Origin of the sequence: Pseudomonas putida (genome assembly GCF_004357765.1) — a bacterium.
Lineage (GTDB): Bacteria > Pseudomonadota > Gammaproteobacteria > Pseudomonadales > Pseudomonadaceae > Aquipseudomonas > Aquipseudomonas putida_U.
In genome coordinates, this window is sequence record NZ_SMTE01000010.1 from 233,144 (window position 1) to 245,350 (window position 12,207).

Below are 12,207 nucleotides of genomic sequence, written 5' to 3' on the forward strand. Positions count from 1 at the left end.
AAGGCCGGCATTGTCCGGTTGGCGCTATGCTATGCACGTGAAGGTTGGGTGAAAAAACCGTCAACGCCGGTATTTTTCCTCAGGGCTGGCACCGCACGGGCAATCGCCTTAAGCTGCGCCTGCCGCGCACCACTGCGAAGCGCCGCACAGGAGAACCCGATGCGCATTCTTTTGGTTGAAGACAACCGCGATATCCTCGCCAACCTGGCCGACTACCTCGGCATGAAGGGCTACACCGTCGACTGCGCCCAGGATGGCCTGTCCGGCCTGCACCTGGCGGCTACCGAACACTATGACCTGATCGTGCTCGACATCATGTTGCCGGGCATCGATGGCTATACCCTGTGCAAGCGCCTGCGCGAGGACGCCCGGCGCGATACCCCGGTGATCATGCTAACCGCCCGCGATCAGTTGGACGATCGCCTGCAAGGCTTCCGCTCCGGTGCCGACGACTACCTGCTCAAGCCCTTCGCCCTGTCCGAGCTGGCCGCGCGCATCGAGGCCGTGCTGCGTCGGGCCCAGGGGGGAGGGCGGCGGACCCTGCAGGTCGCCGACCTGAGCTACGACCTCGATACCCTCGAAGTGACCCGCCAGGGCCGCCTGCTCAAGCTCAACCCGGTCGGGCTCAAACTACTGGCGGTGCTGATGCAGAAGAGCCCTCATGTGCTGCGCCGCGAAGTGCTGGAAGAAGCCCTTTGGGGCGATGATTGCCCGGACAGCGACAGCCTGCGCAGCCACGTGCACCAGCTGCGCCAAGTGATCGACAAGCCTTTCGAGAAACCTTTGCTGCATACCGTCCATGGCGTCGGCTATCGCCTCGCCGAGGGCCGCGATGGAGTTTAAGCAAAGCCTTGCCCAGCGCATCATCATCGCCTTCGCGTTGATGAGCGCCCTGGTGGCCGGAGCCTTCGCCTTCGGAATCGTCGGCACCGTGCACCTGGTCGAAGAGCGGTTGATTTCCTCGGTACTTGGCGGCGATCTGCAGCGCCTGTTACGCATGGACAGCATCAGCGACTGGAGCCATCGACCGCGCCCTGACCAGCTGTTCTATTTCAGTGGCGGACGTGACGATTTCGAGTTGCCCAAGGACCTGCGTCACCTCGACAAAGGCTTCCACGAGGTATTCCGCGACCAACTCTCCTATCACGCCATGGTCGAGATCGTCGATGGCCGACGTTACGTGCTGCTGCAGGACCAGAGCGACTTCGAAGAGCGCGAGCGCGTGCTGTTCGCGGTCGTGGTGGTGGGCTTCGTGCTCAGCTTGGCGCTGGCCGTGATCCTGGGGTGGCTGCTGGCCCGGCGGGTCATGGCGCCGGTCATCCGCCTGGCGCGCCAGGTACGCCATCGCGATCAGTTACTGGGGTTGGCGCCGCCCTTGGCGCCGGACTATGCCGCCGATGAAGTCGGTCAGTTGGCCGTGGCCTTCGACGACACCTTGGGCCGCCTGCGAGATGCCCTGACCCGCGAACGGCTGTTCACCAGCGACGTCAGCCACGAACTGCGCACTCCCTTGATGGTGCTGGCCACGTCCTGCGAACTGCTGATGGAAAACCCGGCGCTGGATAGCCGCTCGCGAAACCAGGTCGAGCGCATTGCCCGCGCCACCGAGGAGATGCGCGAGCTGGTCAAGACTTTCCTGATGTTGGCCCGCGCTCAGCGCGACGAGGGCGCGGTGGCCTCGCGGGCCACCTTGGGTGAAGTGGCCGATGAACTCATCGGCGTATGGCGCGACACCATCGAGCAAAAGGGCCTGACCCTGTATTTCGACGGCAGGGCCAGTGCAAGCCCGGTGCTGTACAACGCCACCTTCCTGCAATCGGTGATGGGCAACCTGCTGCGCAACGCCGCGCACTATACCGACAGTGGTTACATCCGCCTGAGCCTGGAAGCTACCGGCTTCAGTGTCGAGGACAGCGGTGAGGGCATCCCCGAGGAGCAGCGTGAGGCGATGTTCCAACCGTTCGTACGCGGTAACGAACGACGCGGGGAAGGTTTGGGGTTGGGCCTGTCACTGGTGCAGCGGATCTGTGACGACCAAGGCTGGCGGGTGACCCTCACGGCGACCTCGCCCCACGGTTGTCGCTTCCAGGTGGACCTGAGCCAGGGCGGGACAAAGCCTGCCGGCGGCGGCCTCGTGGAGTAATACCTGGCAACACACCCTGGTTCGGATGACATATTTTTCACATGGGCATGACCTGATTCCTACGCTCCCTTACCTAATGTGAGCGAATTGGAGTCAGGAGATGCTCAATGCGTAGCCCCATCAAACTCGAATTTTCCGACAAGTACGACCAGCAGCACGCCCGTGAGTATTTCATCAAGCACCAGGCGGGCCTGGCTCGGCGCCTGTCCCACAAGCGCGACGAACAGTTGGCCCGACGTGCCCTGGCCCTGGCCGGTGAGCCGGGACTGGTGCTTGACCTGCCCTGCGGCGCCGGCCGCTTCTGGCCGCTTCTGGCGGAAAAGCCGAATCGAGTGATCATCGGCGCCGACAACTCCGAGGCGATGATTCAGACCGCCTGCGCCTGGCAGCCGCCGGAAGTGGTGGCGCGGGTTCGGCCCTTGCAGACATCGGCATTCGCGATCGACCTGCCGGACAACGCGGTGGACAACATTTTCTGCATGCGCTTGTTCCATCACATCGGTGAAGCGGCGCATCGTAAGACTATTCTGTCGGAATTTCACCGGGTTAGCCGCGATAGTGTCATTCTGTCACTCTGGGTGGACGGCAATTTCAAGGCATGGCGGCGCCGCAAGCTGGAACAACGGCGCAGCGCCAAGGCTCAGCAGGACAGTTACCAGAACCGTTTCGTGTTACCGGCGGACACTGTCGAGCAGGAATTTGTCGATGCGGGCTTCCGCATCCAGGAACGTCTGGACTTCCTGCCGTTCTATGCCATGTGGCGAGTCTATGTATTGCGCAAGGGGTAGTGTTTGATGGGTGTAGCCCAGAATGGGGAATCTAGGTTCGATTACTTCTGGCGCCAGCAAGGTGAATGGGTCGAGGAACCCAACCAGCGGCGCGGTGGTGAAAGCGGTGTGCAGCGTCTCAATGACGCCAACGGGCATCTGCTGTACGCCAAGCGTCAGGTCGGGCATATCTATCGCAGCCTGCGCTATCCGTTTGGCCGGCCGACCGTGCTGCGCGAACTGGATGCGCTGAACAGTTTCGAACAACTCGGTGTGCGAGTGCCGCGCATCGTGTTCGCCGGTGCCCAGCGCGATGCCGATCATCAATGGCGGGCATTGCTGGTCAGCGAAGCCCTCGACGGTTTCGTCGACCTCGATACCTGGATGGCCGAAGGCGCCTGGGAGCGTTATCCGCAAGTGGTGCACGAGCGCATGCTCAAGGACCTGGCCGACAACCTGGCGCGCATGCACCTGGGCCACTGGCAGCATGGCTGCCTGTATGGCAAGCATGTGTTCGTCAAGATCACCGGTAGTGGCGAGCAGGCCAGGGCCGAGGTTGCCCTGTTGGATCTGGAGAAGTGCCGCCGGCGTATCAGTCGCCAGCGCGCAGCCGCCAACGACCTGCGCCAGTTGCGCCGCCACTCGTCGTTCAAAGAGGCGCAGTGGCACACGCTGCTCTACTTTTACAAGATGGCGTTTGGCAGCGCTGTCAAAGGGTTAGAGTGATGAAACTAGAAATCGCACGAGCTTTGTTCCTGTTGGCCGGCCTAGTGGTGACCACCGCGGCGGTGGCGGCTTGGGAAGAACCACGGCCGGTGGTTTTCAGCAAAGCTGAAATGGCTGAGCAGTGCCCGTTGCCACGGACGGTGAAGGTACAGGAGACGGCGCAGCCGGATCATGACCTGTTGCTGTTCCTGTTCGGCCTGCGCCAAGGGTTGCGGCCGATTGGTTGAATCCTGCGTTAGCTGGAAAAGCCAGAGGCCCCGCAATGGCGGGGACTCTGGCTTTTTTGTGTCTGCCTTTCGGCCTCTTCGAGGCGTCGAACCGCAGCGAAGGGGCCGGATCAGGCAGAAGTCAGCATTGCTGCATGCTATTGCCTTTCAGGCACATGCGTAGCAGGCACCCGCCAAGTGCACTGCTCATGAATAAGATCCCCAAACTCATGGGAAGCAGATGCTCAGCTGACGCAATCAACGTGCCAGCGAAACCACCTCCAGCAAACAGCACTGTGGTGTTGAGCGACGCCGCTGCCCCTGCCTGCTGTGGATAGCGGCCTAAAGCCTGCGTGGCAGCTGCGGAACGCACCATCGTAGTGCCTGCTGTACACAAGATCATGGGTGTCATCAGACCTATCACAGTCAGCCCTACTGCCCACTGCCAAATCAATAGAGAGGCACCTGCGGTACCTATCAGCAGGAATCCCGTGAGAATTTGAGCTTGCGCACTGACGCGATTGTTCAAGTATGTCGCGACTGCCCCACCGACAACATACGCCAGCCCGTAGGCGATGAACACAACGGAGAACTGATATGGCGTGAGGCCCAGTTGTTCCATGAGTACCAAGGGTGCAATAACGATAAAGGAAAAATGGCAGGCAAATGCAAAAGTCGCCTGTAGGGAATAGGTAATATAGACCGTGTCACGCAACATGGGAACATAGCCTTGTATGCCTGAGTTTTCCTGTCGAAGATCAGGTGTTTGTTTAAGTAGACTCCATGCAAGTAAGATGACAGCGCTGGCTAGTGCAATAAATACCGTAAAGCTGCCTGTCCAGCCGAGTAGCTGTTGAAGAAACGCACCAACGACGGGGGAGATTGAGATGAACAAACCACTGGCGCTCGTCAACAAGATACGCATGGCGTTACGCTGGTTGCCGCTATATAAGTCTTGCACGAGAGCTTGGCCAAGAACCAAACTTCCACAGCCAACGGCTTGCAATAATCGAAAAGCCATAAAGATTTGGTAGTTAGTTGAAAGTAGGCAGCCAACAGCTCCCGCAATGGACACCCCTAACCCTCCAAGTAGCAACCGTTTGCGTCCGATTCGATCTGACAGAGGGCCAATCACCATTTGCGCCACCGCCACGCCAAACGCGAAGAAACTAACGGAGTAGGCAATTTGCGTGGCTTCTACTCGAAAGGCGTCTGCTAGTGCTGGGAACGAAGGAAGGATGACATCCAGAGGAAAAACACCCAGCAGGCATAAAAGAATCAAAAGCACTGGGCGGAGAATGGAGTGTCTTGAACTTTCGGTCTGGCTCATGCTGTCAGTCCAGTGGACCTGAACTGTAATGCATAGCGGTCCTCCTCCAACAAGTCAGTGCGCATTATTGCTCTAAGCATCATTTTGGATAGAGTCAGCATTCGCAGCATCCAATTTCCATTTATGTTTCAGTGATCAACTGTTCGGCGGGTTTACGGTTTAAGGCTTGTTTGGTGTTTTGACTAGGTGGGCCATGTTCGCCAATTGTGTGCATTCCATGTTAGTGGTTTTCATCTTGTTTTCGACATTCTGATCTCTGTCGCAGAATTGCGAAGTTTTGATAATAGCGGTTAGTCCAAGATGCACAAGCTGAAGAGTGTGGTGAAATTTCCGATAATATTGTAGGGGTTTTTACCGGAATCTCTTTCAATAGAGGAACCTGGATGGGGGAGTTTTAGATTGTGTTGCGGGGCAGTGCTTTTTACTCGGGATTTTGGTTCTGGCTTTTCGGCCTTTCCGCGGGATCGCCCGCGAAAAGGCCAATGCCAATTCAGGCTACCGTAGGCTGCTTGGCCGCCGCCTTGTGCGCCAGCAGCGTGTAGATGCAGGGCAACACGAACAAGGTGAACAGGGTGCCGATCGACATCCCGGTGGCGATCACCATGCCGATGTCGAAGCGGCTCACCGCTCCGGCGCCCGTCGCCAGGATCAACGGCACCATGCCGAAGACCATCGCCGCCGTGGTCATCAGCACTGGCCGCAGGCGGATGGCGGCGGCCTGTTCCACCGCTTCACGCGCGGTCAGTTGTTGCTCTTCGCGCAACTGGTTGGCGAACTCGACGATCAGGATGCCGTGCTTGGTGATCAAGCCGATCAGCGTGACCAGGCCGACCTGGGTGTAGATGTTCAGGCTCGAAACGCCGAGGAACAATGGCAACAATGCGCCACAGATCGACAGCGGTACCGTCACCAGGATCACCAGCGGATCGCGGAAGCTCTCGAACTGCGCCGCCAGTACCAGGAAGATGATCGCCAGCGCCAGGCCAAAGGTCACCCACAAGGCACTGCCCTCCTGTACGAACTGTCGAGCCTGGCCGGCATAGTCGAACGAAAAGCCCTCCGCTGCTTCCTCGCGGGCGATGTCGCGCACGGTCTGCAAGGCTTCGCCCATGCTCACCAGCGGTACGCCCTGAATGATCGCTGAATTGAGCTGCTGAAACTGGTTGAGCTGCCGCGGCCGGGCGCGATCGCTCAGGCTGATCAGGGTCGACAGCGGCAGTAGTTGGCCCTGGTCGTTCTTCACGTAATAGTTGTTCAGCCAGTTCGGGTTGTCTCGGAAGGCGCGCTCGACCTGGGCGATCACCTTGTAGCTGCGGCCCTCCAGGGTGAATCGGTTGATCTCGCCTTCCCCCAGCAGGGTGGCCAGGGTCCCGCCCAGCAGATCCATCGACACCCCCATCTGCGCCGCCTTGGCCCGGTCGATGTCGACCACTACCTCCGGCTTGTCGAAGGCCAGGTCGATGTCGAGAAAGGCGAACTTGCCCGAGGCCTGAGCACGCTCCTTGACCCGCTGCGCCACCTCCAGAAGGGCCGGATAGTCGCTGGCGGTATTGATCACGAACTGGAAGGGCAGGCCCTCGCCGGTGCCGGGCAGCGAAGGCAGATTGAATCCGAAGATCTGCAGGCCACTGATCTGTTCCAGCTTGGCCTGTACCTGCGGCAGCAGCTCCATCTGGGTCCGTTCGCGTTCGTTCCAGGGCTTGAGCAGGAAGCCGCCGATACCGCTCTGCACACCGTTGAAGCCGTTGATCTGGAACGACGAGTAATATTCCGGAAAGGTCCTGAACAAGGGCGTGAACTGGTCGGTGTAGGCGTTGAGGTAGTCGAGGTTGGCCGGCTGTGGCGAGCTGCTCATCATGAAGATCACGCCCTGGTCCTCGTTGGGGGCCAGCTCGTTCTGAGTGAACTTGAGCAACACCGGGATCAGGCACAGCACCAGGACCGCGAATACCAGCACCACCGGCCGACTGTCGAGGGTGGTATGCAGCAATCGCTGATAACGCACCTTGAGCCGTTCGAACAGGGTATCCAGGTGCTGGGCGAGCCCACTGGCATTCTGCTCGGGGCGCAACAACAGCGCGCACATCATCGGCGACAGGGTGAGGGCGACGATGCCCGAGATCACCACCGCGCCGGCCAAGGTCAGGGCGAATTCCTTGAACAGAGCGCCGGTCAGGCCGGTGAGAAAGCCGATAGGCGCATACACCGCGGCCAGGGTGATGGTCATCGACACCACCGGCATGGCGATCTCGCGGGCGCCTTCGAGCGCCGCGTCGAACGGCGATTTGCCTTCCTCCATGTGGCGGTGGATGTTCTCTACCACGACGATGGCATCGTCCACCACCAGACCGATGGCCAGTACCATCGCCAGCAAGGTCAGCAGGTTCAGCGAGTAGCCCATCATCTGCATGAAGAACAGCACGCCGATCATCGACAGGGGAATGGTCACCACCGGGATCAGTACCGAGCGCAGAGCGCCGAGGAACAGGAACACCACGACGATGACGATCAGCACCGCTTCGCCCAGAGTCTTGAGCACCTCATCGATGGAGGCCTGGATGAACAGGGTCGCGTCGTAGGCGATCGATACCTTGAGCGCCGAGGGCAGTTGGCTCTCGAGCTCCGGCATGATCTTGCGCACTTCCTTGATCACATCCAGCGGGTTGGCGGCGGGAGTCGCCTTGATGCCGATGTACACCGAGGGAATGCCATCGAAAGAACTGACGGTGTCATAGTTTTCCGCGCCCATCTCCACCCGCGCCACATCGCCGAGCAGCACCCGGGTATCGCCGGACGTCTTCAGCGGCAGGGCGGCGAAGGCCTCGGCCGACTTCAATTCGGTGCTGGCGTTGACGCTGGTGACCACGTACTCGCCTTTGATTTCTCCGGCGGCGGCGAGAAAGTTGTAGCGCCGCACGGCTTCGGTCACATCGACGGCCGAGAGGCCGAACCCTGCCAGTTTCACCGGATCGAGCCAGATGCGCATGGCGAATACCTGGTTACCGAGGATCTCGGCCTCGGCCATGCCCGGCAGAGTCGCCAGTTTGGGCTGGATCACCCGTGACAGGTAGTCGGTGATCTGTGGGTTGCTCATCTGCTTGCTGTAGAAACTGATGTACATCAGTGCCGAAGCGTCGGCGGCTTCCTTGGCCAGTACCGGATCTTCGGCATCTTGCGGGAGCTGGTTGCGCACTTCATTGGCCTTGGCCAGCAACTCGGTGAACAGTCGATCGCTGTCGGCACCGATGCGCGCGTAGATGGAAATCACCGAGAAGTTCTGGCGGCTCACCGAGGTCATGTAATCGATGCCTTCGGCGCTGGCCAGGCTCTGCTGCAGCGGTTGGGTGATGTAGCCCTGGATGGTCTCGGCGTTGGCGCCGGGGTAGGCGGTGGTGACCGTGATCAGGGCGTTTTCCATCTGCGGGTACTGACGGATTTGTAGCTTGCTCCAGGCCTGGATGCCCAGCAGCAGGATCAGCAGGCTGACCACGCAGGCCAGCACCGGGCGGCGGATGAACGGGTCGGTGAGCGCCATGCCTGCCTCCTCTCAGTCCTTGGCCGGTGAGCGTTGCTCGGGCTCGAGGACCTGGTCCTTGCCGATGCGGATGGCCGCGCCAGGGGACAACTTGAGCTGCCCGGCAGTGATCACCTGTTCGCCAGGGCGCAGGCCTTCACTGACCACCACCACGCCGTCGCGACGCTCGCCGGTGTGTACCGTCCGCTGTTCGGCGATCAGCCGTGGTTGTCCTTGGTCGTCCTGCTCGGGTTGGCCATCGGCGTTGTTCTTCGGCGTGGCGACATAGACCGAGTTGCCGTACAAGGTGTAGGTGATGGCGGTTTGCGGCACCACCACCTGAGGCTGTGGATCGGGCAGCAACAGCAACAGGCTGGCGAACATCCCAGGCAGCAGTTTGCCGTCCGGGTTGGCCATGGTCGCGCGCACCAGCAGGTTGCGGGTCGCTTCGTCGACCTTGGGGTTGATCGCGCTGAGGCTGGCCGGGAAGGTCTGGCCTGGATAGGCGGCCACCTCCACCAGCACGCGTTGGCCCAGGCTCAGCTTCGGCAAGGCCTGCTCGGGCACATTGAAGTCGACGTAGAGGCTGGCGAGGTCCTGCAAGGTGGCGATGACCGTGCCACTGGCCAGGTAGTCGCCGACGTCGACCTGGCGGATGCCGATCGTGCCGCTGAAAGGCGCGCTGATGCTTTTTTTCGCCAGCGATGCCTTGAGCTGGTCGACCACCGCCTGGTTGCGGCGGTACTGGGCGGTCAGGCGGTCGAACTCACCTCTGGAAATGGCCGAGTCGCCCACCAGCTGGCTGCCGCGGCCGTAGTCGACCTTGGCCAGGCCGAGGTCGGCCAGGGCGGTGCCGAGCAGGGCCGCTTCCTGGTCGCTGTCCAGCTCCAGCAGCAACTGGCCGACCTTGACGTGCTGGCCAGAGTCGAAATGCAGCGATTTGACCGTGCCGGCCTGCTCCAGGCTCAGTTCGACGCCTTGCAGAGCCTTGAGGCTCCCGACAGCGGGCAGCCGCTCCTGCCACAGGCGCTCTTCGGCCAGGCTGGCCGCCACGGTGATGGGCGCCTTGGGGGCAGTGAACACCTGAATCTGCCGGTAGATCGAGAAGGCCTTGTAACCCCCCAGTGCCAGCACGATCAGCAGAACGACGGCCAACATGATGAGCATGCGGCGGCGCAACATAGGTCCGATTCCTTGGCGGTTTTGTTATAGGTTTTGACACGACAACGGGCGATCCTGCCCACGTGTGGATGGGGCAAGTATTGACTGTTTTTGGCGCGGGGGGAAATGCATTGCCTGAGCGGGCCTCTTCGCGGGTTTACCCGCGAAGAGGCCGGTTCAGACCGGCGAACGATCAGACCAGGTGCAGGTGGTTGTCCCAGAACCCCGATGGCAGGTTCATCGGCTGCGCGACCGGGTCCGCCTTGCGGCAGTCGTAATAGCGGCAGCGCCCCTGCCCGGAAGTGACCACGAAACCATCCTTGACCGCCCCGACCCCGGCACAATCGGGCATCGGCGCGTCGACCCGCACCGCACCGCTGTCCAGGTCCCAGACGAACAGGCGATTGGCCCTCGGCGCAGTCAGTGCCACCAGGCGCAGCTCACTGTGAATGGCAACGCTGGCGGTATACTGGGCCATCGATTGCAATTGCTGCTCTGGCACCGGGAAGGCCTTGAACGGCTCGCCTGGGCGCTTGATCGCCAGCAGCTCGGCGGTGGTGTCGGCGTCTCCCATGAACTGTTGGCAGGCGGCGATGGTGCCATCGCTACCCACCGCCAGGTGGCGCACGCTGTTCATCTGCTGGGCCAGCGTCTCCTTGCTCAACAAGGTGCCATCGCGTTGCATCAGCACCAGGCTCGGCTCCATGGCGTCAAGGTTCATCTCGACGCGGCTTTCAGCTTCGGTGCGGATACCGCCGTTGGCAACGATCAAGGTCTCGCCATCGGGCAGCCAGGCGACTTCATGGGGGCCGATGCCGTGGGTGGGGATTTCGCCGGTGTACGTCAGGCGTTCGCCTTCGAAGCGATACACCCCGAGTACCCCACGCCCTGGCTCGGTGGTGTCGTTCTCGGTGGCGTACAGCCACTCACCCTCCTTGTGGATCACCGCATGGCCGTAGAAATGGCGGTTCGGCTGGGAAGCGACGGTCTGCAACAGGCGCCCGTCGCGCAGGTCGATCAGGTAGCTTTCAGTACCCGGACGACGAGCGACGAACAGGGCGACCGGACGCTCGGGGTGGTGGATGATGGCATGGCAACGCTGGCTTACCTGGGTGCTGAACACCTGGGTGCCGTCCAGGCGAAACCCGACCGCATAATGCTTGCCGTCGCCATCATCACGCGCCGACAGCAGCAAGGGTTCGCTGCCTTTGTTGCGCATCAGGCTCCAGCCGCCCAGGGTCAGGGCGCTGAGCAATACACTACCGAGTTTGAGGGCCTGGCGTCGCAGCATGATCAGTCACCGTCGTTGGCATTGAAGCCCAGCTGGATGTTCAACGCCTTGGCCAGGTCGCCTTCGTGCAGGCGGTGGACGACGTTGAGGCTGTCGTAGAGCTGGTTGAGCATCTGCATGCCGGCGTCGTCGGCCAGCAGCTCGCCCAGCGTCTTCTGGTTGTCGGCCAGCAGCTTGAGTGCGCTGGCGTAGGCATCGTCGATTTTCTGTGCCAGGGCTTTCTGATCGCTGGGCAGCAAACCGCGCATGCCTTGGTTGTCGACCCCGACCCACACCGCCTGGGCCGCCTTGAGGGTGGCTTCCAGGCTCTGGATCGAAGAGTGGCTGCGCCAGGCCTCGGCCTGCAGTGGCTGCGCGATGCCCTTGCTCTGGCGGCCCATCGGCGCGCCCAGCTTTTTCTTCAGGGTATCCAGGGCGGTGACCTGGGAGCGCAGCAGATCGGCGATCGCCTCGTGGGAGTCGGCGTAGCGCTGGTTGGGGAACTTGGTCATTTGCGACAGCATGCCGTCGGTGCTGTTCCAACCCTTGAGGATCTCCTCGGCCAGGGCCTTCTGGTGCTCGCCGATGGCCACCAGCAGCGGGCAATAGCGCGCCTTCTGCTCGTCGCTGGCGATGTCCGGTTTGCTGTCGAACAGGATGTACTCGTAGGCCGAAAGACCGCGGACCACTACGCTGGCCTTGTTCAGGCTCTGCGCGTCGACTGGGTTGTCGCCGTTGACCAACTGCTCGACCTGACGGCCTACCAGGTTCTTCTTGTCAGGCCAGAACTGCACCTGCCAGGCGCGATTGCCTTCAGCCAGTGGGCCGACCAGCAGCGGTTGCAGTTCGGCCCAGGCCTTTTGCGCTTCGAGGAAATCCGCGCGGGCCTTGTCCAGGCTTTCCTTGCCTTCGCAGTAGGCCAGGGCACTGGCCGCAAGATTGCGGTCGGCTTCCACCCAGCGGCTGTAGGTCGGCAGGATCACCTGCTTGGCGATCGCAGCCGAGGTCACGGCTTGGGGATCTTGTGGCGAGCAGGCGCCGAGGGCGAGTGCGGCGAGGCTGGTGAACAACAGTTTGGGTCGGAACATGC

At 61.4% G+C, this 12,207-nt stretch carries 10 protein-coding genes; 5 read left to right on the top strand and 5 right to left on the bottom strand.

The window, feature by feature from the left end:
* Window positions 1–159: 159 nt before the first annotated feature.
* From colR to E2H86_RS17075, 5 genes are all read left to right on the top strand, one after another.
* Window positions 160–843 (top strand): two-component system response regulator ColR, encoded by a 684-nt coding sequence (gene colR / locus E2H86_RS17055; protein WP_003255215.1) that lies wholly within the window; start codon window positions 160–162, stop codon window positions 841–843.
* Window positions 833–2,143, top strand: a complete 1,311-nt coding sequence (locus E2H86_RS17060) for a sensor histidine kinase (RefSeq protein ID WP_133329901.1) — start codon at window positions 833–835, stop codon at window positions 2,141–2,143. Before colR ends, E2H86_RS17060 begins: the two co-directional genes overlap by 11 nt.
* A 107-nt stretch (window positions 2,144–2,250) precedes the next feature.
* Entirely contained in the window at window positions 2,251–2,931 is a 681-nt protein-coding gene (locus tag E2H86_RS17065; RefSeq protein ID WP_133329903.1) for a class I SAM-dependent methyltransferase, read from the top strand.
* Between the two features lie 6 nt (window positions 2,932–2,937).
* On the top strand, window positions 2,938–3,636 hold the full coding sequence (locus E2H86_RS17070) for a lipopolysaccharide kinase InaA family protein (RefSeq protein WP_133329905.1): 699 nt from the start codon (window positions 2,938–2,940) through the stop codon (window positions 3,634–3,636).
* Entirely contained in the window at window positions 3,636–3,863 is a 228-nt protein-coding gene (locus tag E2H86_RS17075; protein WP_133329907.1) for a hypothetical protein, read from the top strand. The genes E2H86_RS17070 and E2H86_RS17075 overlap by 1 nt, the downstream gene beginning before the upstream one ends.
* A gap of 121 nt (window positions 3,864–3,984) precedes the next feature.
* Here E2H86_RS17075 and E2H86_RS17080 read toward each other — a convergent pair whose 3' ends face one another.
* From E2H86_RS17080 to E2H86_RS17100, 5 genes are all read right to left on the bottom strand, one after another.
* Window positions 3,985–5,172 carry a Bcr/CflA family efflux MFS transporter gene (locus E2H86_RS17080; RefSeq protein ID WP_133329909.1) on the bottom strand — a complete coding sequence of 396 codons (1,188 nt, stop codon included), beginning with the start codon at window positions 5,170–5,172 and terminating at the stop codon, window positions 3,985–3,987.
* A gap of 490 nt (window positions 5,173–5,662) precedes the next feature.
* Window positions 5,663–8,707, bottom strand: a complete 3,045-nt coding sequence (locus E2H86_RS17085; protein ID WP_133329911.1) for a multidrug efflux RND transporter permease subunit — start codon at window positions 8,705–8,707, stop codon at window positions 5,663–5,665.
* 12 nt (window positions 8,708–8,719) lie between these two features.
* Window positions 8,720–9,868 carry an efflux RND transporter periplasmic adaptor subunit gene (locus E2H86_RS17090; protein WP_133329913.1) on the bottom strand — a complete coding sequence of 383 codons (1,149 nt, stop codon included), beginning with the start codon at window positions 9,866–9,868 and terminating at the stop codon, window positions 8,720–8,722.
* A 172-nt stretch (window positions 9,869–10,040) separates the two neighbouring features.
* Entirely contained in the window at window positions 10,041–11,138 is a 1,098-nt protein-coding gene (locus E2H86_RS17095) for a DUF1513 domain-containing protein (RefSeq protein WP_133329915.1), read from the bottom strand.
* A gap of 2 nt (window positions 11,139–11,140) precedes the next feature.
* A complete protein-coding gene (locus tag E2H86_RS17100) occupies window positions 11,141–12,205 on the bottom strand; it encodes an imelysin family protein (RefSeq protein ID WP_133329917.1) in 1,065 nt (354 codons plus the stop codon).
* Window positions 12,206–12,207: the final 2 nt, after the last annotated feature.